Annotated in this window: 24 protein-coding genes and 2 pseudogenes; 15 read left to right on the top strand and 11 right to left on the bottom strand. The window is 72.3% G+C overall.

Annotation, left to right across the window (positions count from 1 at the left end):
* Positions 1-319: 319 nt before the first annotated feature.
* Positions 320-1,099, top strand: coding sequence for a lysozyme (locus ACZ5DS_RS19165; RefSeq protein ID WP_468240340.1), 780 nt, complete (start codon positions 320-322; stop codon positions 1,097-1,099).
* Between the two features lie 28 nt (positions 1,100-1,127).
* Here the strand turns inward: ACZ5DS_RS19165 and ACZ5DS_RS19160 are convergent, their stop codons facing one another.
* Positions 1,128-1,493: a MerR family transcriptional regulator gene (locus ACZ5DS_RS19160; RefSeq protein WP_468239784.1), complete on the bottom strand. Its 366-nt coding sequence runs from the start codon at positions 1,491-1,493 to the stop codon at positions 1,128-1,130.
* A gap of 106 nt (positions 1,494-1,599) precedes the next feature.
* Between ACZ5DS_RS19160 and ACZ5DS_RS19155 the strand changes: the two genes are divergently transcribed.
* On the top strand, positions 1,600-2,079 hold the full coding sequence (locus tag ACZ5DS_RS19155; protein WP_468239781.1) for a hypothetical protein: 480 nt from the start codon (positions 1,600-1,602) through the stop codon (positions 2,077-2,079).
* A 130-nt stretch (positions 2,080-2,209) separates the two neighbouring features.
* Here the strand turns inward: ACZ5DS_RS19155 and ACZ5DS_RS19150 are convergent, their stop codons facing one another.
* Entirely contained in the window at positions 2,210-3,469 is a 1,260-nt protein-coding gene (locus ACZ5DS_RS19150) for an MFS transporter (protein WP_468239778.1), read from the bottom strand.
* 254 nt (positions 3,470-3,723) lie between these two features.
* Here ACZ5DS_RS19150 and ACZ5DS_RS19145 point away from each other — a divergent pair, with 254 nt between their 5' ends.
* Positions 3,724-4,725 (top strand): LacI family DNA-binding transcriptional regulator, encoded by a 1,002-nt coding sequence (locus tag ACZ5DS_RS19145; protein WP_468239775.1) that lies wholly within the window; start codon positions 3,724-3,726, stop codon positions 4,723-4,725.
* Between the two features lie 71 nt (positions 4,726-4,796).
* On the opposite strand, the gene ACZ5DS_RS19140 is transcribed toward ACZ5DS_RS19145, so the two are convergent.
* Entirely contained in the window at positions 4,797-5,735 is a 939-nt protein-coding gene (locus ACZ5DS_RS19140) for an alpha/beta hydrolase fold domain-containing protein (protein WP_468239772.1), read from the bottom strand.
* A gap of 276 nt (positions 5,736-6,011) precedes the next feature.
* A complete protein-coding gene (locus ACZ5DS_RS19135) occupies positions 6,012-6,710 on the bottom strand; it encodes a hypothetical protein (protein ID WP_468239769.1) in 699 nt (232 codons plus the stop codon).
* Between the two features lie 145 nt (positions 6,711-6,855).
* On the opposite strand from ACZ5DS_RS19135, the gene ACZ5DS_RS19130 reads away from it, so the two are divergent.
* A complete protein-coding gene (locus tag ACZ5DS_RS19130) occupies positions 6,856-7,080 on the top strand; it encodes a DUF5959 family protein (RefSeq protein ID WP_468239766.1) in 225 nt (74 codons plus the stop codon).
* Positions 7,081-7,240: 160 nt separating this feature from the next.
* Here ACZ5DS_RS19130 and ACZ5DS_RS19125 read toward each other — a convergent pair whose 3' ends face one another.
* Positions 7,241-11,227 carry a CHAT domain-containing protein gene (locus ACZ5DS_RS19125; RefSeq protein ID WP_468239764.1) on the bottom strand — a complete coding sequence of 1,329 codons (3,987 nt, stop codon included), beginning with the start codon at positions 11,225-11,227 and terminating at the stop codon, positions 7,241-7,243.
* A gap of 82 nt (positions 11,228-11,309) precedes the next feature.
* Between ACZ5DS_RS19125 and ACZ5DS_RS19120 the strand changes: the two genes are divergently transcribed.
* Together ACZ5DS_RS19120 and ACZ5DS_RS19115 are read left to right on the top strand one after the other, a co-directional pair.
* Complete coding sequence (locus ACZ5DS_RS19120; RefSeq protein WP_468239762.1) at positions 11,310-11,708, top strand: hypothetical protein; 399 nt, start codon at positions 11,310-11,312, stop codon at positions 11,706-11,708.
* 1 nt (position 11,709) lies between these two features.
* The gene (locus tag ACZ5DS_RS19115) at positions 11,710-12,663 is read left to right on the top strand and encodes a hypothetical protein (protein ID WP_468239760.1); all 954 of its coding nucleotides are present in this window, start codon (positions 11,710-11,712) and stop codon (positions 12,661-12,663) included.
* Between the two features lie 123 nt (positions 12,664-12,786).
* On the opposite strand, the pseudogene ACZ5DS_RS19110 reads toward ACZ5DS_RS19115, so the two are convergent.
* Together ACZ5DS_RS19110 and ACZ5DS_RS19105 are read right to left on the bottom strand one after the other, a co-directional pair.
* A pseudogene (locus ACZ5DS_RS19110) lies at positions 12,787-13,505 on the bottom strand (IS5 family transposase).
* A gap of 81 nt (positions 13,506-13,586) precedes the next feature.
* Entirely contained in the window at positions 13,587-14,129 is a 543-nt protein-coding gene (locus ACZ5DS_RS19105) for a HEAT repeat domain-containing protein (RefSeq protein WP_468239757.1), read from the bottom strand.
* 123 nt (positions 14,130-14,252) lie between these two features.
* Here ACZ5DS_RS19105 and ACZ5DS_RS19100 point away from each other — a divergent pair.
* From ACZ5DS_RS19100 to ACZ5DS_RS19070, 7 genes and pseudogenes are all read left to right on the top strand, one after another.
* Positions 14,253-14,871 (top strand): annotated as a pseudogene (locus tag ACZ5DS_RS19100) (transposase family protein); the annotation flags it as partial.
* Between the two features lie 435 nt (positions 14,872-15,306).
* Positions 15,307-15,930, top strand: a complete 624-nt coding sequence (locus tag ACZ5DS_RS19095; RefSeq protein WP_468239755.1) for an RNA polymerase sigma factor — start codon at positions 15,307-15,309, stop codon at positions 15,928-15,930.
* Entirely contained in the window at positions 15,927-16,685 is a 759-nt protein-coding gene (locus ACZ5DS_RS19090) for a hypothetical protein (RefSeq protein WP_468239753.1), read from the top strand. Before ACZ5DS_RS19095 ends, ACZ5DS_RS19090 begins: the two co-directional genes overlap by 4 nt.
* Positions 16,686-16,698: 13 nt before the next feature.
* Complete coding sequence (locus ACZ5DS_RS19085) at positions 16,699-16,875, top strand: hypothetical protein (RefSeq protein WP_468239751.1); 177 nt, start codon at positions 16,699-16,701, stop codon at positions 16,873-16,875.
* Between the two features lie 127 nt (positions 16,876-17,002).
* The gene (locus tag ACZ5DS_RS19080; RefSeq protein WP_468239749.1) at positions 17,003-17,530 is read left to right on the top strand and encodes a hypothetical protein; all 528 of its coding nucleotides are present in this window, start codon (positions 17,003-17,005) and stop codon (positions 17,528-17,530) included.
* The gene (locus ACZ5DS_RS19075; protein WP_468239746.1) at positions 17,512-18,042 is read left to right on the top strand and encodes a helix-turn-helix transcriptional regulator; all 531 of its coding nucleotides are present in this window, start codon (positions 17,512-17,514) and stop codon (positions 18,040-18,042) included. Before ACZ5DS_RS19080 ends, ACZ5DS_RS19075 begins: the two co-directional genes overlap by 19 nt.
* Before the next feature lie 118 nt (positions 18,043-18,160).
* Positions 18,161-18,289, top strand: a complete 129-nt coding sequence (locus tag ACZ5DS_RS19070) for a hypothetical protein (RefSeq protein WP_468239743.1) — start codon at positions 18,161-18,163, stop codon at positions 18,287-18,289.
* A 65-nt stretch (positions 18,290-18,354) separates the two neighbouring features.
* On the opposite strand, the gene ACZ5DS_RS19065 is transcribed toward ACZ5DS_RS19070, so the two are convergent.
* The 4 genes from ACZ5DS_RS19065 to ACZ5DS_RS19050 all read right to left on the bottom strand — a co-directional run bounded on the left by ACZ5DS_RS19065 (position 18,355) and on the right by ACZ5DS_RS19050 (position 21,732).
* Entirely contained in the window at positions 18,355-19,386 is a 1,032-nt protein-coding gene (locus tag ACZ5DS_RS19065) for an AI-2E family transporter (RefSeq protein WP_468240337.1), read from the bottom strand.
* 269 nt (positions 19,387-19,655) lie between these two features.
* Complete coding sequence (locus ACZ5DS_RS19060) at positions 19,656-20,090, bottom strand: DUF2267 domain-containing protein (protein ID WP_468239740.1); 435 nt, start codon at positions 20,088-20,090, stop codon at positions 19,656-19,658.
* Between the two features lie 16 nt (positions 20,091-20,106).
* Positions 20,107-21,537 carry a carotenoid oxygenase family protein gene (locus tag ACZ5DS_RS19055; protein WP_468239737.1) on the bottom strand — a complete coding sequence of 477 codons (1,431 nt, stop codon included), beginning with the start codon at positions 21,535-21,537 and terminating at the stop codon, positions 20,107-20,109.
* A 33-nt stretch (positions 21,538-21,570) separates the two neighbouring features.
* Positions 21,571-21,732, bottom strand: a complete 162-nt coding sequence (locus tag ACZ5DS_RS19050; protein ID WP_468239735.1) for a hypothetical protein — start codon at positions 21,730-21,732, stop codon at positions 21,571-21,573.
* 223 nt (positions 21,733-21,955) lie between these two features.
* On the opposite strand from ACZ5DS_RS19050, the gene ACZ5DS_RS19045 reads away from it, so the two are divergent.
* Both ACZ5DS_RS19045 and ACZ5DS_RS19040 read left to right on the top strand, forming a co-directional pair.
* A complete protein-coding gene (locus ACZ5DS_RS19045; protein WP_468239733.1) occupies positions 21,956-23,668 on the top strand; it encodes an enoyl-CoA hydratase-related protein in 1,713 nt (570 codons plus the stop codon).
* Positions 23,665-24,246, top strand: a complete 582-nt coding sequence (locus ACZ5DS_RS19040) for a hydrogenase maturation protease (protein WP_468239730.1) — start codon at positions 23,665-23,667, stop codon at positions 24,244-24,246. The genes ACZ5DS_RS19045 and ACZ5DS_RS19040 overlap by 4 nt, the downstream gene beginning before the upstream one ends.
* Positions 24,247-24,252: the final 6 nt, after the last annotated feature.

Genomic DNA, 24,252 nt, shown 5'->3' with positions numbered 1-24,252 from the left:
CCCCACCCCCCCTAACTCGGCCCGCCCCCGCCCCCCCCCCCCCCCCCCCCCCCCCCCCCCTCCCCCCCCCCCCCCCCCCCCCCCCCCCCCCTCCTCCTTCCCCCCCCCCCCCCCCCCCCCCCCCCCCCCCCCCCACGACCATGCGGGCCCGGTCGCCGAGCCACCCGCCTGGCCTAAAGACCGGCCCGGAATGGCCGCGTTGGACGGCACCCGGAGTGCGGTGCGGACCCACGGCGGGTCAGATGGATGCGTGACAAGCGACATATCCCTTCGCCGCCGCTCACGCTGGTCCGTCACCGGCGTCCTGACCGGCCTGCTGCTGTCCCTGTCGATCCCCGCGGCCGTGCCCTCGCCGGCCGAGTCCCCGTCCCAGTCCCTGCCCCGGCGCGGCAGCGCCTACATGGGCATGGGCGTGCTCACCCACGACGGCGTGGACATCACCGAGGACGACTCGGTGAACGTCCCCCGCGCGACCCAGACCGAAGGCGTGGACGTCGCCAGTTACCAGGGCAACGTCTCCTGGTCGACCCTGTGGGGCAGCGGCGTCCGATGGGCGTACATGAAGGGGACGGAGGGGACGTACTACAAAAACCCCTACTTCGCCCAGCAGTACGACGGCTCCTACGGCATCGGCATGATCCGCGGCGCCTACCACTTCGCGATCCCGGACGCCACGGGCGGCGCCGCCCAGGCCGACTACTTCGTCGACCACGGCGGCGGCTGGTCCAAGGACGGCAAGACCCTGCCCGGCGTGCTCGACATCGAGTGGAACCCGTACGGCGACGACTGCTACGGCAAGTCCCAGAGCGCCATGGTCACCTGGATCCGCGACTTCCTGAACCGCTACAAGTCCCGCACCGGCCGCCACGCCGTCATCTACACGGCCACCAGCTGGTGGACGCAGTGCACCGGCAACTACGCGGGCTTCGGCGCGACCAACCCCCTCTGGATCGCGCGGTACGCCTCGGCGGTGGGGACGCTGCCGTCGGGCTGGTCGACGTACACGATGTGGCAGTACACCTCCTCCGGCCCGACGGTCGGGGACCACGACAGGTTCAACGGCGCGGTGGACAGGGTCAAGGCCCTCGCCAACGGCTGACCCGCCGTCGGGTCAGGAGGTTCACTGCTCAGCCGGCCCGGCCGGCCGCCCGCAGCGGGCATCCGGTACCGACGCGCGCTTCGAGGTCGGCCCGCAGAACCGCAAGCTCGGCCATGCGCGCGTCGATGACCTGGATCTTCTCCTCGAACAGCGCGGACAACGCCTCGGCCGCGTCCGGCGCGTCGCTCAGTTCCTCGCCGGTCCGCGCGATCTCGGCCAGCGAGAAGCCGAGCGTCTGTGCGGTGCGGACATAGTGCAGCCAGGTCACCGTCTCCGGCGGGAAGTCGCGGTAGCCGTTGGCCAGCCGTCGACCTGTGACGAGGCCGATCTTCTCGTAGAAGCGAATGGTGTCCTTGGTCAGACCCGCTTGCGCGGCGAGCTCTCCGATGCGCATGACCCTCCGCCGAACCGGGACTTGAGGACTTGAGGACTTGACCTTGGAGAGTACTCCACTGTTTACCGTGAGGCGTCGCTTCCACGAGACCGGCAGGAGCCTCGTCGTGATCCGTTCTTTCGTCCCCTCCGGCCACGCCTATCTCCGCGTCGTCCGCGCGAGCGCCTGGTACGACCTCGTCGTCACAGCGGGATTCGCCACGCCCTGGACCTACGCGCTGGTGCACGACGCGCTGTCCTCGCTGGGCGGCGCCCTCGGGCTGGGCGGCCTGCCCGCCCTCGACCCGATGCAGACCCTGTACGCGAATCTGATGGGTTCGGTCGTGGTGGTCTGGGCGCTCCTGCGGATCGTCAGGCCGCTTCCGGTGCACGGACTGCTCGACGGAGTGGCGCGCACCCTGTTCGCCACATGGCAGGCGTACGCCGTGGGCCACGGTGCACCGCGGCTGCTGTTGCCCTTCCTCGTGGTGGAGGCGGCCTTCGGTCTCGCTCAACTCGCGCCGTGGCGGCGGGCACGGCGCACCGACCTCATGGCCGACCCCGCCGGCCCGGCCGCCGCTCACCCGGCCGGCGCCGACGCCCGGTGATGCCCGGACGGCCTCGACCGACTCGGCGCCGCCTCCCGGCCGGGCGGGGCCGTCCGCCACGCTCACCTTCCAGGTGCCGTCCGTGCCTCCTCGAAGGGGTCGCCGTAGGGGGAGGAAGCGGGCGGCGGGCTCAGCGCACGCCGCGGATGGGCAGGATGGCCAGCGCGCCGAGCAGCGACAGGGCGCCGCCGAACAGGAACAGCGGGGTGTAGCCGCCGAGCGCGGTGACCACGGCGGACGCGACGAACGGCGCGACGATCTGCGGACCGGCGTTGGCGATGTTGAGCACGCCCATGTCGCGTGCGGCATCCTCCGCGCGGGGCAGGACGAGCGTGACCACGGCGGTGTCCACGGCCATGAAGCAGCCGAACGCGAGCCCGTTGAGCGCACTGAAGACGAGCATGCCCGGCCAGGTGGGCGCCAGCACCGGGACGACCATGACGAGACCGGCGAGCGCCGCGGACACGCCCACGAACACCTTGCGCCGGTTCCAGCGGTCCGACAACAGACCCCCGACCACGGTGGAGACGGCCATCGCCGCCATCGACACGGGGGTGAGAACGGCCATCGCCTCCGCCGGCCGCAGACCCTCGGGCAGCCTGATGTGGTCGTCGAGGATGTAGAGCTGGTAGCCGACGACGGAGAAGTAGCCCAGCACCATCAGCGCCCGGCCGATGAACGCCCAGCGGAAGTCGCCGCTGCTCAGCGCGGACAGAAAGACCGTCACCCGGCGGCGCAGGGGCAGCGACGGCGCGGGCTCGGCGCTCGGCTCGCGCGGGACGTCCCGGCACAGCGCCGTCAGCAGGACCGCGGCCCCGGCGGCGACGAGGCCGAGGGTGAGGTAGCCCGCGGAGAGATGGTCGGCGGTTCTGGAGGCGATCAGCACGCCCAGCGTGCCGCCGACGGGCAGCGCGAGGCCCACCAGGGCGGAGGCCGTGCCCCGGCGGTCGGCCGGGACGCGGTCGGGCACGATGGCGGTGACGGCGGCCTGGTAGACGTTCATGGTCGCCTGGACGAGACACCAGGCGATCCCGACCAGCAGGGCCGTGCGCACGCTGCCCAGGAGCGCGAGACCGGCCAGCGAGGCCAGAGCCCCGCCCAGCACCCAGGGGTTGCGACGCCCGGAGCGGTCCGACAGGGCCCCGGCGACGGGGTTGCACGCGGTGGCGAACACCGAGCTGACACCGCCGATCAGGCCGAGCAGCGCCACCTTGTGATGCGGGTCGATCGCCTCGACCTGCGTGGGCAGCAGGACGGACCCGACACCCATGTAGACGGCGTACATCGAGGCGTTGGCGACCAGCAGCAGCGCCATCAGGCCCCGCCGCCGGGACTCGGGGGCCCCGGCGGCGGCCGGCCGGACGTCTTCTGTCGGGGAGAGCGGGGTCATGTCGACTCCTGGGAATGAGGGGTTCGAGCAGGGAGAACGAGCCGGTGGGGGCGGCTCTGCGGGGGGAAACCGTGGGTGTCGGCTCATTGATTACACGAGTAACCTCAACGAGTGGGTCTTGTGTAGCACCCCGAGGGTCGGCATGAACAGAGGTGGTACGTCGATGAGGCCGGGTCGTTGCTTACTCGTGTTGCCAGACCCGCGTGTAACCTGGGGCTGTCCCGGGAACCGGCTGCCGGGGGCGGAAGGGAAGCATGGCGAGGAAACCGGCCGCTGCCGTCACCAGCGCCGATGTGGCACGGCTGGCGGGCGTCTCACGCGCCACCGTCTCCTTCGTGCTCAACAACACCCAGGCCCACCGGGTCAGTGGGGCGACCCGCGCGAAGGTCCTCGCCGCCGCGGACACGCTCGGGTACGTGCCGCACGCGGCGGCCCGCTCACTGCGCGCGGGGCGCAACAACCTGGTGCTGATCCCGGCCGCCGTGTCCGCCGTCGGCCGCCTGGTGAGCGGCTGGATCGACGACCTCCACACCGAGCTGGACCACTACGGCTACACCGCCGTCCTGCACGCGGGCCGGTACGCCGACCCTGTCACCGCGGCCCGCGCCTGGGCGGAGCTGCGCCCCGGCGCCGTGCTCGGGCTGGACGGCTCCAGCCTCACCGCCGGCAGCGTGGAGGTGCTGCAGCGGGCCGGTGTCCGCGCCCTGATGGCGTTCGCGCCGCAGCCCGTCGAGGGCGTCCATACGGTCGCCTTCGACGATCAGCGCGTGGGCGTGCTCGCCGCCGAGCACCTGGTGGCGAACGGCCGACGGCGCCTGGCCGTGCTCATGCCCAGGGAGCGGGGCCTGTCCGCGTTCGCCGCCCCCCGGCTGGCCGGCGCGCGCAGCGTGGCAGCCCGGACCGTGGCGACCGTGACCCCGGTGGAGATGGAGTACACGTACGCGTCCGCCGCCGAACTCGCCCGCAACTGGGCGGAGTCGCAGCTGGACGGCGTCTTCGCCTACAACGACGAATACGCCGCGCTGCTGCTGCGCGCCCTGCAGGACGAGGGCGTCGACGTCCCCGCGGACGTCGCTGTGGTCGGCTCCGACGACCTGGTGACGGCGGCCCTGCAGCGGCCGTCCCTGACGACGATCCGGCTGGACCCGCCCTCGGCCGCCCAGGTGGCGGCGACGCTGCACGCACTGATCGAGTACGGCACCGCCGAACCGCTGCCCGGCATCGAACCGGCCCTGGTGCGCCGCGAGTCCGCCTGACCGCCCGGCCGGCGGCACACGCTCACCGTCGGCCGGGCGGCGACGGATCAGGTGGCCGGGCGGTCAGGCAGTCAGGCGGTCAGATGGCGCCGCAGGAAGTCGACGCTCTCCGCGACGATGGCGGGCACCTCCGCCGAACCCAGGAAGATGTGGTCGGCCCCCTCCACGACGCGCAGTGTCACGTCGCCGCCCGCCCGCTGCAGCGCCGCGGCCAGCGCCTCGCTCTGGCTGAACGGGACGACCTGGTCCTCCCGGCCGTGGATCAGCAGGAACGGCGGCGGAGTCGTCCCGTGCACGTACGTCACCGGACTCGCGACGCGGGCGCGCTCCGGCCGGTCCTCCTCCGTTCCGCCGAGCAGGGATGCGATGGGGTCGGGGTACGGCGGCCCGCCCGGGACGGGCGGCAGGGTGGGCTGCGCGAGCAGCGGCTCGATGTCCGAGACGCCGTACCAGTCGACCACCGCCCGCACACCGCTGTCCTCGTCCGGTACGCCGTCCAGCCCTTCGAGGGCGGCTCCGCCGGCGTCCGCGCGGACGAGCCCGGCCAGGGCCGCAAGATGGCCGCCCGCCGACTCGCCCCAGGCGCCGATCCGCTCCGGGTCGATGCCGAAGAGGCCGGCGTGCCGCCGTACGTACCGGATGGCCGCCTTGACGTCGTGCAGCTGCGCGGGGAAGGGCGCTTCGAGGCTGTGCCGGTAGTCGATGCTCACCAGGGCCAGGCCGGCGCCGAGGACCGCTCCGTGCAGCAGCTCCACGGGCACGGTCGGCGGCGGATAGCGACGGTCGCCTTCCAGCCAGCCGCCGCCGTGGATCCAGACGACCGCCGCCACGGCGCCCTCCGCGGCCGGGACGTGGACGTCCAGCAGGCGCGGACGGTAGCCCGGCGTCCGGGCGTAGGTCAGCCCGTGGAAACGCCGTACGCCGTGGGTGTCGACGAAGGGCGGGGTGGGCGCCAGGAACGGGGGCGGGGGCCAGCCCGTGTCGACCGGGGCGGGCGCGGTTGAGGTCATGTCCGGGGCCTTCCGTGATCAGCCGGAGCGACTGCTCGGGTCTCGTGCTGGCGAGGATGTTACACGTGTAACTCTCGTCTTACGAGAGGGCGCGCGAGGGGTTCCGGAATCCGGTGGCGAGGGGTCCGGAATCCGGTGGAGAGCGGAGCGCGTCCTGGAGTCCTGACTGGGCTCACGTCAGCCCGCAGTGAGGTGGACGTAATCACCGCTGTACGTGGTGGTGCCGGCCTTGCGGAACTGCAGCTCGGCGCTCGCCGCCGTGTTCGCCGGGGTCCGTCAACGTCCGCTGCCGCGGCGGAACCAGCCCCGCTTGGGCGCACCGGCGGTGGGCGGCGCGCCGTACGGTGCGGTCGGAGGAGCCGGGTGCGGGGGCTGGTCCGGGCCCGGGAACGGGGGGAGTTGCCGGAAGCGTTCGTCGAGCGTGACCGTCGGGGTGATGCGGTTCAGCGCAGCCCGCACCAGTGTGAGCGGGTGGTCGGGGAACCGGGCGTCCCACTCCTCGTCGTCGGCCACGTGGCACGGCAATCCGCCGAACTCGCCCCCGGCGGAGTACGGGTGGGGCCGGAAGTAGCTTTCCGGCCCCACCTGGTCCGCCACTACGGCCTCGCGCAGACCGGTCATCCCGCCTTCCGCCGCCTGCACCTTCAGGACCGTGCTGCACCCGGCCTTGGGTATGGTCCACGAGCCGAGGAACGCCTGCCCGTGCGGTGCGCCGGGCAGGCGCACCTTGATCAGCTGACGGACCGCCGGGACACCGTGCACCGTGCCGGGCGCCGCCTCGATGAGCCCGCCCCCGTGCCGGCCCACGCCCGCCGCGAGCGCGGTCCGCAAGTGCTCGAACTCGTCCAGCGGGGCGGGCAGATCGGGGACGAGGGGAAAGAAGTGGACCGACAGCACGAGTCCTGTCGTGTCCGTCCACACGCCGGGCTCACGCGCGGTGAAGCCGGTCAGGTCCAGGCCGGTGATCGGAGTCATGGTGATCATCATGCCGGGTGTGGCGTCGCGCCGACACGGCCGAGGCTCAGTCGCAAGCCGCCTGAGAACTCCTGACGAAATGGGGTGGCAGCTGCGCTCCTGACAGAGCGACGATCTCCCGGTACTCGCCGATGACGGGGCAGCCATGGGCGACATCGCTCCGAGGGAGCTCATCTCTCTCGCTGATGACGAGGGGAACAGCGTCACCGTCGATGTGCTGGGGCACGATCCGGGACGGAGCGCCGGACTGGAGGCCGAGATCGTGGTCCAGACGCCCTTCGTGGAGGACGAGTCGGGGTCCATGGTCACCGTGCGGGTGCCGCTTGTTCCTCCGGACGACTGCGCCACTGGTCGTACGCCTGGTACCTGATCCACGAGATCGTCATCCGGGTCGTGGTGGGCCGGATCTGTGACACGCCGGTGACGTGGGCGCTCGTCCTCGCCCTGAGCCTCACCCTGTCGGCGGCCGCCTACCACTGGGTCGAGCACCCGCTGGAGCGGTGGCTGCGGCGGGTGGGGCCGGGGGTGGGTCAGGCGCCCGCGTGCAGGTACCCGGCCCAGAGCGACGGGGTGCCGGGGAACTCGTCGCGCAGCGCCAGGACCGACGTCCGGAGCGCGGCCGCGGAACGGGCGCAGTGCAGGCCCTCGGCGTCCGACAAGGACGCGTAGAAGCCCTTCGCCACCGTCTCGGAGATCACGTCGTCCACCTCCCACAGCGTGCCCACCACATGCCGGAAACCGGCCAGTTGGAACGCGCTGGTCAGGTGGATGGCCTCGTCCAGGAGATCCGGCGCGGCGGTGTACGTCGTCCGGCAGGCCGACAGATAGGCCAGCTCGGCCCGCTCCAGCGCCACGGAGGCGACCCCGGCGACGTTCAGCGCCCTCGTCTCGTGGTCCCACAGCAGCAGTCGGCTGCGCGAGGGATCGACGGCATCGGTGACCGCATGACACGCCAGGTGGATCACCCGGGCGTCGATGAGCCCGGCCAGGACCGCCGCCCGCGTGGCCGCACCGGTGACGACCGTCGGGTCCGGCAGCACCGCCGCCACCGCGGCCGCCTCCTCCGAGGCCCCGAACAGCGGAGGGGCACCCGGGGTGGCCGGCATGGCGACGATCAGCGAGCGCCCCGGCCCGCCACCGGCCGGCCGCGGGCGCCGGGCGTGCCGCAGGGCACGGATCGTGGGCGTGTACGAGGACACGACCCGGTCCAGGACCGTACGGTCACCGCCCCCGGCGGACTCGGCGTGGTGCCCGGCGGCGTGCAGCGGCAGCGAGCCCAGCAGGCCGCCGGGGGACCACCACACACGGGGCGGCTCACCGCCGCGCCCGGAACCCGGGCCGATGCCCAACGCCAGCAGGACCGGCTCCGCGGCCACGTCCCAGAGCCACCCCAGGATGCCGCTCAGGGTCCGCTGCGCCTCCCGTTGGGCACGCCAGTCGGTCTCCGGGTCCGCGACGACGGCGAGCGTGTGGTGGAAGAGGTCGGCCTGTGAGGTCAGCTCCGCGTGCGTGAGGCGGGGCAGCGGCAGGTGCCGCACACCGCCGCTGGTGACCAGGAGGGCGTCGCAGCGTGTCTCGTCGCAGTTGAACACCACGATCGGTCCCGCTTCCGCCGTGGCGAGGAGCGCCTCGGGCTCCGGCGGCCGGGCGAACGAGGCGAAGCCCTCCAGGCCGCGGATCTCCTCGATCGTGGCCGTGAGTTCGGTGGCGGCCCGGGGGCGGTCCAGGGTCCCGTCGTCCTCGCTGTCGAGGAGGTTGCGCAGGTGTACGAAGCGGTCGGCGAGCCCGGGATGGCTCCGCCGCAGGTCCGAGATGTCACCGCGGGTGTCCAGCATCTGGCTGAGGAGGACCGTGCGCCCCTGTTCCAGGATCTGGAGGGCGCTGCGCGCGGCGTACGGCAGGAGGGGCAGGTACGGCGCGTCCGGGCGCCGCTGCTCACCCGCGTCGAGGGCCGCGGCCGCGGTGAATGTGACCAGGGCTGAGTGGTCCTTCACCGCGTGTTGCTGATCGGCCCGCGCGATCCGGCGCGGGGCGGCGAGGGGGATCAGTTCGACGGCGTACTCCAGGAGCTCGAGAGCGGCCAGCACGTCCACGGGATAGAGCGTGAGCGCGGCCGCCCGTGCCGAGCGGATGCGATGGGACGCCGCGAGGGTCTCGCTGCCGGCCGCCTTTTCGAGATCGGCGACGGCCTCCACGATGCCGAAGGGGACCACCGTCCCGCCAGCGAGCTCGCTGAACGCCCGGAACAGCGGGTCCGGTTCGGTTGCCTCGGCCTGTTCCTTGTGGGCGATCCCCAGGTTGTGGTGGAACATCCCGAGGGCGGCGTGGTCGGGCGGTGCGAGGTCGACGACGCGCCGGCACAGGGCGACGAGGTCGTCCACATCGACCCGTTCGGGATTTCGCCGCCGCTCCTCCAGGAGTGCGCCCACCAGAGAGGTGAGCGTCGGCAGCGCGACCGGATCGTTCGCCGGTACCGCGTCGGCGGCGCGCCGTGCGTACACGAGGGCCTCGTCCAGATCGGCCGGTCCACCGCTGTGGCCATAACGGCGCAGGAGCGCGCTGCTGAGCCCCGACAGCACGATCGGCGCCTCGGATTCGTCCGGTTCGCACGACTCCACCGCGCGCCGCAGCATGTCCACGGCCTCGTCCAGTTGTGTGGAGTCACGGGTGCGGTCGAAGAGCTGCTTGAGCGCGAACCCGAGCCCGTGCAGCTCCCGGGCCCTGATGGCAGCGGCAGTGGCGTGCAGCCGCCGCAGCGTCCGCACGGCGTCGTTCAGGTCGTCGAGGCTGCCGGTGCGGGCGCCCCGTTCGGCCAGGGCCGTGCCGAGGAGGTACAGGGCGTCCACCCCGGCGGGGCCGTGGAGCTGGTCCTCACCCACGGCCCGCACGGCCTCGCGGTCGCGGTCGACCGCCTCGTCCAACGCGGCCAGGTCACCGGTGTGCTGGTAGAGGTAGACCAGCGACATGCCGAGCTGCACCAGCACACCGGGGCGTGCGGGATGGACGTCCGGGGCCGCCCCGAGCGCCTCGCGGCAGGCGGCGACCGCCTCCCGGAGTGCGTCGAGCCCCTGGCCCGCGCGGTACCGGGCGCGGTGCACCTGGGCGGCCAGCCAGCCGAACAACAGCACGCCGTCGGCCGAGGACACCTCGCGGACGGCGGCCGAACCCAGAAGCTCAGCGGCCTCGTCGAGGTCCTCGTGCCGGCGCGCGAGGACGTACCGGAACCACAGGGCCCGGGGGAGCGCCCGGGTCAGGACGGCCCGGAGGTGGGGCGACGCCTGGTGGCCGTCCCGGTCGGCCAGTCCGGCACGGATCACCGTGACGGCCCGCTCCACGTCGTCGGCGGCCGGCTGCCGCTCGATACGCTCCAGGAGGGCGATGGCCAGTTTGCGGAGAAGGTCCCAGCGGAGGGTGATGTCGTTGTCCGGGATGAGGGCCAGCGCCTGCTCGTGGGCGTCGACCACGACGTCCAGATCGTCCGGCCGTTGATCGTGCTGGTACCGCAGCCAGTAGGCGTTGGCCCGCCTCATCGTCACGTACGCACGTTCGTGCACCGTGTATGTGTCCGGCACCTCGCGCTGAAGCGCCGTCCACTGCCGGATCGCCTCGTCCAGGTCCGCCCTGTCGGCGCCCGTCGTGAAGCGCTCCTCCAGGCCTTCCGCGACCGCCTCCCGCGCGTACGAGCGCAACTCGGGGAAGTCCAGGACCGCGCGGCCCGCCGCCAGCACGTCGTCCCACCGATGTTCCGCCCGCGCACGAAGGACCCGGTCGCGCAGCAACGAGGCGAGCATCCCCATGAGACCGTCCCGGTCAGCGGTGGCGAGGGGCTCCCGCAGCGCGAGGACGCACGCCTCGAACGCGGTGCGCAGGTCGTCAGCGGACCCGGTGAGCCCGTGGCGACGGGCCAGGGCGATGGCGAGGTTGCCCCGGATGCCCGGCCCGCTCGGGTGGCCGGCCGGCGTGACCCGCGCGGCCCGGCTCAGGAGGCCGATGGCCTGCAACAAAGCATTGACGTCGCCCAGGACGTCGAACCGCGTGTACAGCACCGTTCCCAAGCCGCCCAGATGGACGCCGTACTGGTCGTTGTCCGGGTCGGCGTGCTCCAGCAGGAACCAGCACCATGCGGCGAGCTCGGACAGGTTCTCCCCGACGTCGCCCTCGCCGGTGAGGGCCTGGGCGAGCCGGGTGTGCACGTGCGTGCTGTGCGCGTCCGCGATCTCCGTCCTGAGACCGTCGGGGATGAGGAACATCCGGTCGGGGAAGAAGTGCGGAGCCAGCATGCGCACCGCGTCGTCGAGATCGGACTGCGCGCCGTGCCGTTCGTACCGGTGCCAGTACAGATGGCCGAGGACGGCCGTGACCTGCTCGTCCGTGGGATCGTCGGCGACCAGCCGCGCCAGGTCGGCCGTCAAGGCGGGGTCCGGGTCGGGGGAGGGCCCCGCCCACAGCGTCTGCAGGGCCCGTACGGCCCGCGCCAGCAGCTCGTCACGTGATTCCCGGCCCGGTTCGCCCGCCACAGTTCGCCCCCCCAACTACCTTCCACCGCCGCCCCGTTCATGCATGATGCCCTGAAAGCACCAGTGCGCGGAGGGAGTCGGGATGACGGAGGAAGAATCGACCGCAAGGGTCAGGCGAGGCCTGTCGTACGTCTGCGAACACCTCGACGCGCTGCGCGAACACCTGGCCGAACTGGGCCGGACCGAGGAACTCGACCGGTTGAAGCGAGCCGTCGTCGACGGGAACGAGGACCCTGCGACGCCGCTCGACGCCATCGACCGGATCGTTCGCGCGGACGGCGACGCGCGCGGCGCCTACGGGGCGAGCGCCCGCACGGTCCCCGAGCCCGGGCTCGTCGGCGTGGGGCCCGCCGCCGAAGCCGATGTCGCCTTCCTCTGCCCCCTGGGCGCCTGCGCACGCGTGGAGTGGGCGGAGCCCACGATGCGGGAGGCCCCGCGCTGCCGGATGGGCGGGGTTCCGCTGCGCTGGGTCAAGGGCTGAGATGGGCGGCCTGCTGACGGAACTGGGCAAACGCCTGGCGGAGCGATGGATGTCCCTGCTGGTGCTCCCGGGCGCGCTGTTCCTGGCCGCCGCCTTCGCCGCCCGGACGCTCGGCCACGCCCACGCCGTCGACCTGGACCTCCTGGTCGGCGAGGCACAGGCGTGGCGCCCGGCGCCCGGTGCGGGAGCCGGAGCGCGGCTCGCGGTGCTCCTGCTGGTCGTGGCGCTGCTGGCCGCCGCCGTGGGCCTCGTGGCCCAGACGCTCGGCTCACTCGTGGAGCGCCTGTGGTTCGCGGCCGACTGGGGCTCCTGGCCCCGGCCGCTGCGTGCCCTCGCGCGGTGGCGGGTGGCCAGGCGCCGGCAGCGGCGCGCCGGTGCCGTGGCCGCGTACGAGCGGGAGCGGCTGCGTTTCGGTGAGCTGCTGGCCTCCGGCACGCCCGGCGGCGGGAGGGACCTGGGGCCGGCCCGGCTCGCCGTGGCCCGCGTCTCGCCCGAGGAGCCCCATCGGCCCACCTGGTCCGGTGACCGGATGCACGCGGTCACCCTGCGCCTCGCCCGCGACCTGGACCTGGACCTGGCCACGGTGTGGCCCGCCCTGTGGCAGCTCCTCCCGGACGCCCCGCGCCAGCAGATCGAAACGGCCCGCGAAGCCCTCGACCGGGCCACCACCCTGGTGGCCTGGGCGGTCCTGTACGCGGTTCTCGCGGTCTGGTGGTGGCCCGCACTGCCGCTGGCCGTCGCCACGTACGTCACCGCCCGGCTCCGTATTCGCAGCGGTGTGGACGCCTACGCGGCCCTCATCGAGGCGTCGGTCCACGTGTACGTCGCCGAACTGGCCGAGCGCCTGCACGTGCCCGCCCAGGGGGTCGTCGGCAGGCGCACGGGCTGGGAGGTCACCTGCCTGCTGCAGGGCAAGCGTCACCTCATCGACCTGACGGCCCATGAACCCCAGTAGTCAGCGCCGGCCAGGCGGCGGGGGAGACGGTGGACCGCCCTTACGAGGTGTCCTCCGGACGACTGGATTGCTGACCACCGGCAGCGTTTGCAGCAGGTGCTGGATTACTGGGTTCCGATGCTGTCAGCGTAGAGAGACAAGCCGTCGCCGGCAGATGAGTGCGCATCCCAGGGTGAGGAAGGCTTCGTGGATGTCGTCGCGGATCTCCCGGCGGATCCGCAGACGGCGGAACCAGTGCAGGTGGGCGAAGGCTCGCTCGACCACCCAGCGTTGAGTGCCGAGTCCGGAGCCGTGTTCGGTGCCGCGTCGTGCGATCAGTGGCTTCATGCCGAGCGCGCGGACGAGGCGGCGGTACTTGTCGTGGTCGTAGCCGCGGTCGCCGAGCACGATGTCGGGGCGGCGCCGGGGCCGGCCCGGCTTGCCCCGAACGGACGGCACTGCCTGAAGCAGCGGGATGAGCTGAGTGACGTCGTTGCGGTTGCCGCCGGTCGGGGTGACGGCGAGCGGGATGCCGGTGGCGTCGGTGATCAGATGGTGCTTGCTGCCCGTCCTGCCCCGGTCGACAGGGCTTCGTCCCGTCTTGGACCCCCTCTTGACGCCCGGATGTGGGAGCCGTCGACCGCCGCCCGGGAGAAGTCCAGGGCGTTCGCGCTGCGAGCTCCTGCGGCAGGTGTTCCCAGGCGATCCCGGTATGCAGCACGAACAGGATGCCCTGGAACACCAGCCGGACCGGATGACGCTTGCGTCCCGGATGCCGGGCCCGCCGCTCGACCTTCGGTAGCAGCGGCTCGATCACCGGGCCACAACTCGTCATCCACCTGCCACGCCTTCGGCCGAGCCACCTCATACCCCCGGATCAACGCCCGCCGAGTGATCCAACCACCCCGAACATCATTTCGTTAGGAGTTCCAAGGGCTGTCCCGTTACCTGGGCGCGCGTGGGACGGTCCGTTCGTAGATGGTCCCTCCGGGGATGAACCAGCCAGCCTTCTTCCGGACGGCCGGGCTCGGGTCTTGCGCCTGGGACGCCCGCAAGGCGGCGACGGCTCGGGCATCGGTATGGGCGAACTTGCCGACGAGTTCGGCGGCCCTTACCCGCACCTGCGGGTCGGGGTCGGAGGCCAGGTGTTGCAGTGCGGGTTCGAGGACTCGGTCCGCGCCCGGCGCACACGTTTCGCCCTTGCACCGGTCGCAAGCCAGGGCATGGAACGCGGCGATCCTGACCTGGGTGTCGGGATCGTCGGCCATGGTGATGAGCTGGCCCATCGACTCGGTGTCGACCAGGTGGTCCAGAAGCCGGCAGCAGCCCGCTCGGACAGCCGCGCTCTCGTGGGACAGGCCGGCGCGGATGGCGCCCAGCGCGTCCTCCTTGCGACGCAGCAACTCCCAGTAGGCCGCCACGGCCCGTTGCGGGTCGCCCAAGCACGAGACGAGGGCTTCGTTGTCGGTCCTGACGAATCCGAGCATGACCTCAGTGTCGAACCGCGCAGGACAGCCAGGCAAAGGGATTTCGCCTCAGAAGAGGGAAGCGCGCCGTGCCACCGCCCAAGGCTGCCGTGCAGGTTGATCGTGCGGTGCGATGATCTCGGCGTGGCTGGTGTGATCACGGCGTCGGAGCCGTCCTGGATAGCCCCGTTCACCGGGCTGAGTCCGCGCACCTTCGGCCGGCTGGTAACAGCTCTGCGCCGCAAAGGCGCCGACACCGTGCGGCCTGGCCGGCCGTGGAGCCTGTCGTTGGAGGACCGGGTTCTGCTGGCGGCGGCCTGCTGGCGCACGAACCTGACGATGTGACAGCTCGCCCCCTTGTTCGGAATGTCCAAGTCGACCGCCGGCCGGGTCATCGATCACATCGGCCCACTGCTGGCACTCAAGCCGCGGCACCGTTTCCGCAAGGGCACCGTACTGATCGTCGACGGCACCCTGGTCCCTACCCGTGACCACACCATCGCCGAGCAGTCCAAGAACTACTGGTACTCCACCAACCACCAGGTCGTTTTTGGTCATCCCCCACCGCCGACCGCGCGGCGGCGAGCTGACCGAGTGGCAAGCCGAGCACAACCGCGAGCAGAAGCAGATCCGCGCCCGCGTAGAGCACGTCTTCGCCCGGATGAAGACCTGGAAGGTCCTTGGTGACTGCCGCCTCAAGGGCGACGGAGTCCACCACGCCATGCTCGGCATCGCCCGCCTTCACAACCTTCTCCAGGCCGCGTGGGCCAACCCGCCGACGGCTTGGCCATGTCCCGATCCGCCTGGAGATCGATTACGGGACGGCCCTTGGTCACTCTTCCTGATGCTTAGGGGTGTGCAGGGGAGTTCGCGGGCGGGAGGGGTGCTGGGCGGCAGGTGGGTGTGACGCAGAACACGACAGGGGTGCGTATTGCTGTTCGCCCGTTCCCTCCAGCGGGTTACACCTGGTCAGCGCACTACCGAGGGTGACTAGCGGTGCTTGTTGAAGGCTGCATGGTGCCCTTGTGTCGGGACGCTCGGTGATTTTTCCGGGACGGCCATGAGTGATCCGTCCGCCGAATCACTTAGGTAGGTGTCAGGCCCAACAGGCCGTCGGCGCACATGAGTTGGCGCCGGTCCCAGCCGACCCTCAATGGAGAGGAAGCCTGCGCATGTGCCTTGCCCACGGGAGGCCCGCGTGAGTCACGACGACGCCCTGGAGGGCGCTCCATCCCCTGCCCAGGGTGCCGGGCTGTCGCAGTCCATGTACCTGCCGCTGGGCCTGCCGCTGGACTTCGAGGCGTTCTACCTCGGTCACCAGGAGGTGTTCCACGCCTATGCCGAAGTCCACTTCGGTACCCGTGAGGCGGCCGAAGAGGTCATCCACGAGGTGTTCCTCCAGATCCATGCCGGCTGGACCGAACTGCTGAGCGCGGGCAACCTCGAGCAGGGCGCCTGGGCGATCGTCCGACGAGCCGTGCACGACCGCCTCGATCTGGAGGGGCGCGCGCCGGCCTTCGTCATCAACGGGCCCATCGCACAGGCGATGAACAAGGCACTGGCCACGGCCCGGGACAAGCTGCAGAAGATGGAGTCCAGCAGCGGCCTGTACGAGGCGATCGCGGACCTGCCCAACCGGCAGTTCGAGGTGATCGTGCTCCGCTACATCCTCGGCTACCCCACCTCCAAGGTCGCCTGGTACATGGGCATCGACGAACGCACCGTCGGCCACCACCTGCGCCGCGGCAAGGAACGCCTGCGCATCAAGCTGGGCCTGCCCGACGAACGCAAGAAGCCCAAGCAGAGGAGAGAAGGACCGTGACCACCACCCTCGACACCCTGCTGGCCGAAGCCCGGCTGCCCGTGACCGGCCCGCGCCGCTTCGACGTCGCCGCCGGCCTGCGGCGCCTCGCCGCCGACGCCTCCGTCCGCACTCCCACCGCGGAGATCGCCCGTGCCGCGCAGGCCGGCCAGCGCCTGGGCGTGGTGTGCCGGTGGGTGCTCAACGAACCGGCCGCCGCCGACCATGTCGCCAAGATCGCCGAAGACGCCGACCGCGGACCGCTGACGGAAGACCGCATGGACGTCGACGGCGCCCTCGTCTTCGCCTGCCTGCTCTACCTGACGGGGCATCCGGAGTCCGCCCAGTTCTGGTGGCAGCTCGCTGCGGGCGCCGGCAGCCGCGCCGCCGCCTACTGCCTGCACCTGCACCACCTGGCCGTCGGTGAATCCAAGCGGGCCTGGCACTGGTTCCACCAGCTCACCCACTCCATGGCGGACACCGCCCCGCCCGACGCGGCGTTCATCGAGGGCCTGGAGATCTTCGCCCGCTACGTCCGCACCAACGGCTCCCGTGCGCTGCCCCCCACCGGCCGCCTGGAGAACGAGGTCGACCGCCTCGCGGCGCGCACGCCCGGCTGCTCCGTCATCGTAGCCCGGCCGGACCGCCAACTGGTCGCCCGCCTGCAGGAGTTCACTGCGGGCAGCCGAGTCGGGCACCGAACGCAGGGGGATCCTGTCCCGGCCACCGGGTCCGAGGCCACCGGCCAGGCGGACTCACGCCACGACACCATCTGAGAGGGACGCTTCCATGAACCCCAGCCCCCGCCTGCCCCTGGCCGGCAAGAATCGGCGGGCCGCCGCCCGGACATGGTTCGCCCGCCGTCGGCGTACCGCGCTGGCGCACATCCTGCGCGGGACCTGCTACGGCATCGGTACCGGGGTCACCGGCCTCGTCTTCATGTGGGTGGAGCAGCGCCTGCTGTGACCTGCGCAGGGTGCAGACCGGCCCCAACCCTGGGCGGAGCCGGGTGAGACGGTCAGTGCGATCCGCGCCCGCACCACGGCCGACAAGCGCAGCGGCCTCACTGATCGGCAGGCCCGGAGACGCAGGGATGGATGAGGCGCGGGTCGTTGAGGTGTGGGTTCCCGGCGCCGAGCGGGTGGGCAGCGGATATCTCCTGTCCACACGCCTGGTGCTGACGTCGTATCACGTCGTGCAGGGCCTGGCCCCGGGTGATCCGGTCGAGGTCCGGCCCCTGGAGGTGCCGCAGCACACCTCGTGGCTGTCGGCGACCCTGCACTGGCCACGAGATGCGGTGGATCTGGATGCGGCACCCGAACAGGGCGCCGCCCTGCTGGTGATCGACGACGCGTCCGGCCCGATCAGCCCGCTGGTCGGGGCTGTTCGCTTCGGCCGGATCACGGTTGCGGACCGGGTCCCGTGCAGAGGGCTGGGCTTCCCCGAGGCGGAGGCGCGTTCCGGCAGACGACGCGACACCATGCCGGTGCGCGGCCACGTCGACGCCCTGCAGGCGCGTAGGTCCGGCATGCTCACCGTGCAGAAGGCCCTCCAGACCCGAACGCTTCATCAGGGCATTGCTGAGCGCGGTACGGTCGGCCCATGGCTGACGCGCGGCTGACCACCTCCTCCTTCCTGGTCCTCGGCATCATCGACAAGCTGGGCGAGGCCAGCGCGTACGACGTGAAGGTGGAGGCCGGCCGTACCGTCGCACCCTTCTGGTCGGTGCCGCACGCGCAGGTGTACGCCCAGTGCGACCGGCTGCTCGCGGCCGGGCTGCTGACCCAGGTGCGCCGGGAGAGCGGGCGCAACCGACGGGTGCTGGCGCTGACCGACCGGGGTCGGCAAGCCCTGGGACAATGGCTCGCCGACCCCGAGTTCGTCCCCGTCGAGGCCCGGGAGCGCGGCATCCTGAGACTGTGGTTCGGGGCCCGTCCGGAACTGCTCGCGCCCGTCCAACTCGCCGAACACGAGAAGACGTTGGGTGAGTACGAGCAACTGGCCCAGGACGTCGGTGAGATGCTGGCCCCCGGCCAGCGGGAGGCGCTGGAGTTCGGCATCCGCTACGAGCGGATGATGGTCGACTTCTGGGACTGGGTCCGGCGCCGGGACGAACGCACGACGGGTATCTGACCGTCCGCGGCTGACGGACCGTTGACCTCTGCGACAACGCCCTCTACCGTCGGTAACCCTTCGATAGTCCAGAAGAGACTATGACGGGTCCGATCGGGGCCCGAGAGGGGGAGTCGCCGTGCGTCCTTGGACGAGCAGTACCTGGCGCCGTGTCGCCACCGTGGCCGTGACCGCGGTGTGCGTCGGCTACGCGCCCCTCGCGATGGCCGACCTGAAACAGGACGGTACGACGGCAGGGAACGGCTGATCCCGTGTTCGGGTCGACGTCCATCAACTACTCGAAAAAAACGGGGTAGTTACGACGAAGCCCGCTTACGGCGGCGCCGCCCGCAGCGCGCGCAGCACCGACCAGAGCACCGAGATGAACGGCACGGCCACGACCGCCCCGATCACCCCCGCGACGATGCTGCCCGCGATGACCGACACCGCCACGACCAGCGGGTGCAGCCGGACCGCCCAGCTCATCACCAGCGGGTGCAGCACATGCCCTTCGAGCTGGCCGATCACCACGATGAGCACCAGCACCGCAGCCGCCGTGAGCGGCCCGCGCCCGGCCAGGGCGACCACCGTGGCCACCCCGAGCGCCACCGGCGAGCCCACCAGGGGCACGAACGCCGCGAAGAACTCCAGCAGGGTCAGCGGCAGCGCGAGCGGCACCTGCAGCACGATCAGGGCGATGCCGACGAGCACGGCATTGGTGGCCGCCACGATGATGATCCCGCGCGTGTACCCGGCGAACGTCCGCCAGGCCGCATGCCCCGCCCGGTCCCAGGCCGGACGGGCGCCGCTCGGCAGCAGCTGGTCGCGCGCCCAGCCCCACATGCGCTCGCCGGAGTGGATGAAGAAGACGGACGCGAAGAGCGCGAGCGCGCCGCCCGTGACCAGCTCGACGACGCGACCAAGACCCGAGAGGGCGCTGCTCAGCAGACTGGCCCGGTGCCCGGAGATGTAGTCGGTCACCTGACGCTGCAGCTCCGCGAGCCGGCCGGGACTGAGCCGGAACGGCGGACGCTGCAGCCACTCCTCGATCCGGTGGATCCCGCCGCGGAACTCGCTCGCGAGCTTGGCCGACTCGCCCGCCACCGCATTGCCGACGAGCGCCAGCAGGGCCAGCACGATCAGGAGGCTCCCGACGACGGCGACGGCGACGCTCAGCCGCCTGGGCAGGACGCGGTTGAGGAGATCGGTGAGGGGACGCAGCACCGACGTGCCGACCAGGGCGAGGAACAGGGCGACGGCGATGAGCTGGAACCGGCCGAGGACGCCGAAGACGCCGTACACGACGATGCCGACGAGGATGAGACGCCAGGAGTAGGCCGCGGCGATCCGCAGCCACGGCACCATGTGCAGGGCCACCGCAGCGTCCGGCCCGGAACGGGCGGCCTTCGGCAGCCGCACGGAGTACGCCGGCCGGCTGCCCGGCACCGCCGCGCCTGCCCGACGCCCCCGGCCCGACCGCCGGCCCGCATCGCCCACCACGCCTCCCGTCTCCGCCGTGCAACCGGATCCTGACTGCCAGTCACATGGAGAGAACGGTAAGCGCAAGCAGCGGGAGGGGACTGTGCAACGCGCGGTCGCGGGTGCATCGCTGCCGGGGGAGCGTCCGGTGGGCCTCAGCCCCGCTCCCCACCGCTCTCGACAGCGCGCTCCACGGGCAGCAGCTCCCGGATGTCCGCCGGCAGCGCCCCGGCGATCCGCTCGGTCAGCTCCGGGGCGAGGGCTGCGTCCAGCACCTCCAGTACGGCGGCCGCGTCGCGCAGGGCCATGTCCTCGTCCGTGCCGGCCCGGTCGGCGATCCGTCCGGCGAACACGGTCAGCCCGAACACCTCGCCCGAGGTGCCCGCGTCGGGGCCGGTCGAGGCGTCCGCCGCCTGGCGCATGTCCGCGGCCAGGTCCGGCGGCAGCTGAGCGGCCACATGGCGGGCCAGCCCGGACGGCAGCCGTTCCGCCAGCGTGGTCACCACGGCGTGTGTCGTCCGCTCCGCCGACCTCCGGTCGGGCAGCTGGACGAGCTCCTGCACCTTTGCGATCAGCTCGTCGTGATGCATCAGGCCGCTCCCTTCCTCACTCCTGCGTGGGCAGCCACGTCCCGTGCAGACCGAGAGGGACGCGGACGGGGATCCGCACGCGCGCGAGCGGTCCGGCGACGGGATCCTGCGCCGGGAAGACGAGCAGCCAACTGCTCGCGTCCGTACGGTCGGTGGCGAAGGTCAGCCAATAGCCCTCCCGGTCGTCGGCGCAGCCGGGGGCGGGTGCGAACGCCGGCTCGCCCACGGAGAGGTCGCCGCCCTGCCATGTCCGGGACGGCACGGCCGCGTCCCCGGTGTCGTACCAGCGCAGTGCGTCGAACTCGCCCGGCAGCAGCCCCGGGGTCCGTCCGCTGTCCGCGGCCGCGGCGACCTGACGGTGCCGGCGGCCGATCCGGCGGTCGTCGATGCGCGGGAACTCGATGCGCGCGTCGTCCAGGGGCGTACGGCGCATCCGGCCCGTGGCCGGGTCGATCACGGCGCTCCTCAGGTGGCTGCGGTTGGCCTCCCCTTCGGCCTCTTCACCCAGGGACAGCCGCGACCACTGCACGTACTGGAGGACCACCGTGCCGTCGCCCTCCGCGTCGTACGCGTTCACCGTGTGCCACAGCCAGAATGCCTCGTCGTGGGCCCAGCGCACCGGTGAGCCGTCGCGCGGGACCAGCGCCACCCGGGTGCCCGTCTCGGGGCGCCAGTCGATCAGCGAGCCGCCGCTCAGCGCCGCGGAGAGGTCGAAGAAGACCGGGGCGAGGACCAGCACCAGGTAGCGGGCGGTGAGCGCCATGTCGTGGATCATCATCGGCTCGTCGAGCCCGTCCACCGGGGTGGGCCCCCGGGCGACCGCACCGCTCGGCGCGATCAGCGACCAGGTCAGATACGGCGGCTGAAGCGCGTAGCAGAACACCGCCATCTCCCCGGAGACCGGATCGATCTTCGGGTGCGCGGTGATACCGCAGTGCAGGGCGCCGCCGAAGGTCTCCTTGCCGACCGTCTCCAGCTCCGGCGTCATGCGGAAGGGGCACGCGGACTCGGCGAGTGCCAGCAGCCGGCCGGCATGGCGGACCACGTTGATGTCCGGCAGGTCCTTGAAAGTGTGGGCGAGCTGCGGACCCACCTCGTCCAGGCCCGGCATGATCAGTGATTCGACGCCACCCCACAGGGCGCGGCCTGCCTTCTCCTCGGCGAGCAGGGCGGGGGTGCGCACGAAGCGGTTGCGGTAACCGGCCCGGCCCTGCTCGAAGCGGACGGCGTGCAGCATGCCGTCGCCGTCGATCGGATACAGGTACGAGCCGATCGGGGTGAACCGCGGATTGGGGCCGTTGCGCAGATAGACGCCGTCCAGGTCGCCGGGCAGCTCACCCTCGACCGCCAGGCCGGTCTCGTCCACCTCTTCCGTGACGGGGGCGAAGCGGCCCGACAGGTGGGCCACCCGTGAGGGGTCGAAGGGCCGTACGGCCGATGCGGTCATGGTGCCTCCCGGGACGGGGGCCGTGCGGACCGGTCAGGGCCGGCCGCGACGGGACTCGGGGTGGCGGCGGGTGAAGGCGACGGCCCGCACGAGCAGCGCCACCGGCAGGACCCGGTTGAGCCGGTCGTCCGCGACGGTGTCTGCACGGCCGACCGGTGCGGCCGTCCGGTCCCTGGTCGCGGAATCCTGTGCCATGGGATCACTTCCAGCGCGGGACGCGGGCCCGTGCGGGACCCGACCCGTTCTTCCATCGTGCCGCCGCGTCCCGGCACCCGCATCCGCGCCCGTACGGTGCGTCCGGCACCTGCTCGGGCCCCTCGCGCATGCGATCCGGATGGCGGAAGCGACCCGGCCGAGGTGGACGAAACGCCGCAGCGGTTCTTCACGGCACCCCGCGGAAGGACGAACATGCCGTGTCATGGACATTTTGCTCGTCGCGAGCGCGTTCAACAGCCTCTCCCAGCGGGTGTACGCCGAGCTCTCGGACCAGGGACACCGGGTGGACGTCGTCCTCGCCACGCACGGAACCGACGCGGTCCGGGCCGCGGTACGCGAACGGCGCCCGGAGCTGATCATCGCCCCGATGCTCAGGGCGGCCCTGCCCGAGGACGTCTGGCGGGAGCACACCTGCCTGATCGTTCATCCCGGCCCGCCCGGCGACCGCGGACCCTCCTCACTGGACTGGGCGATCGCCGAGCAGGCGCCGCTCTGGGGTGTCACGGTGCTCCAAGCCGAGGCGGCCATGGATGCCGGGGACATCTGGGCTGCGGAGCCGTTCCCCGTGCCGCCCGTCGGCAAGAGCGACCTGTACCGGGGCGAGGCCTCCGACGCCGCCGTGGCCGCCGTCCTGCTGGCCGTACGCCGGTACGCCGACGCCTCCTACAAGCCCCGACCGCAGACCGACGACTCCGTGCACGTCGTATGGCGCGACTTCTTCCGGCAGGAACGGCGCCGTATCGACTGGGCGGACGACAGCACCGAGACCGTCTTGCGCAAGCTCCGCGGCGCCGACTCGCAGCCGGGCGTCCTGGACGAGCTCCTCGGGCGCGAGGTGTTCCTGCACGGCGGGCACCCCGAGGACCGGCTGCGCGGCCGCCCCGGCGAACTCATCGCGACCCGGGCGGGCGCGGTCTGCCGGGCCACCCGCGACGGCGCCGTGTGGATCCCGGAGCTGCGCCCGCGCAAGAACTCCGGCGACCCGGCCCCCTTCCGGCGACCCGCCGCCTCCGTGCTCGCCTCGTACCAGCCCTCACTCAGGCTCCCGGCAGCCCCCCTGCCGCTCGAACTGTCCCCGGACCGCCGTACCTGGACCGACATCCGCTACCGGCAGCGCGGCGACGTCGGCTTCCTGACCTTCTCCTTCCCCGGCGGGGCCATGAGCACCGACCAGTGCCGCAGGCTGCTCGCCGCCTACGAGTCGGCCCTCGCCCGCCCCACCTCGGTCCTGGTGCTCGGCGGAGCCCGCGACTTCTTCTCCAACGGCATCCACCTGAGCGTCATCGAGGCGGCCGCCGACCCGGCCGAGGAGTCCTGGGACAACCTCAACGCGATGGACGACCTCGTCGAAGCGATCCTGCTCACCACGGACCGGCTGGTGGTGGCCGCGCTCGCGGGCAACGCGGCCGCGGGCGGCGCCATGCTCGCTCTCGCCGCCGACGAGGTGTGGTGCCGTACAGGCGCCGTTCTCAATCCTCACTACCGGCGGATGGGCCTGTACGGCTCGGAGTTCTGGACGTACACGCTGCCGCGTCGCGTCGGAGCGGACACGGCCCACCGGCTGACGACCGAGGCGCTGCCGGTCAGCGCCGCGAGGGCCGAGCGGATCGGGCTGGTGGACCGGCTCGTGCCGGCCGGGGCGCAGGACTTCGAGGCAGAGGTCGAGCGGATGGCGGCCGAGGCCGCCGCCGCTCCGGACCTCAAACGGCGCATCGCCGACAAGGCGGCGGCCCGCCGGTCGGACGAGGAGGCACGGCCACTGGCGAAGTACCGGCAGGTCGAACTGGCCCGTATGCACGCCGTCTTCTTCGACCCCGAAGCCCCCTACCACGCGCTGCGGTCGGCCTTCGTCCGGAAGGTGCCCGGCGGCTCCGTCCGCCCCCTCGCCACACCGGCCGCCGGAGACGTCCGTTGACCCCGCGGTTGCTGGTGGCCGGCGTCGGCAACATCTTCCTCGGGGACGATGCGTTCGGGCCCGAGGTGATCCGCGCCCTCGACCGGCGCCCGCTGCCGCCCGAGGTGCGGGTACGGGACTTCGGCATCCGCGGCATGGACCTCGCCTACACCCTGCTCGACGGCTGCGCCACCGCCGTCCTGGTCGATGCGGCACCGCGCGGACACCGCCCCGGCACCCTCACCCTGATCGAGGCGGAACCACCCGACGCAACGGCCGTACCCGAAGCCCACGGCATGGACCCGGAGAAGGTGCTGGCCCTGGCCGCGCACCTGGGCGACGATCCGTTGCCGCGGGTCCTCGTGCTGGCCTGCGAGCCCGGCGTCCTGCCGAGCGGCGACGAGGACATCCTGCCCGGGCTCAGCACACCGGTGCGCGAGGCGGTCGACCGGGCCGTGGACGCCCTGCACACACTGATCCCCGTCCTGCTGGCCGATCCCGCCGCCCCGGCGCCGCCGTTGGGCCGCCCGATGGAATCCGGGCCCCCGCACGCGGCTGCGCTGCCCGGCCTCGCGGCCGACGGAGCCGAAGATCGGTGAGACCCC

This window comes from Streptomyces sp. NPDC031100 (assembly GCF_055570785.1).
The sequence above is the reverse complement of the archived record's forward strand: the minus strand, read 5'-3'. Positions and strand labels throughout refer to the sequence as shown.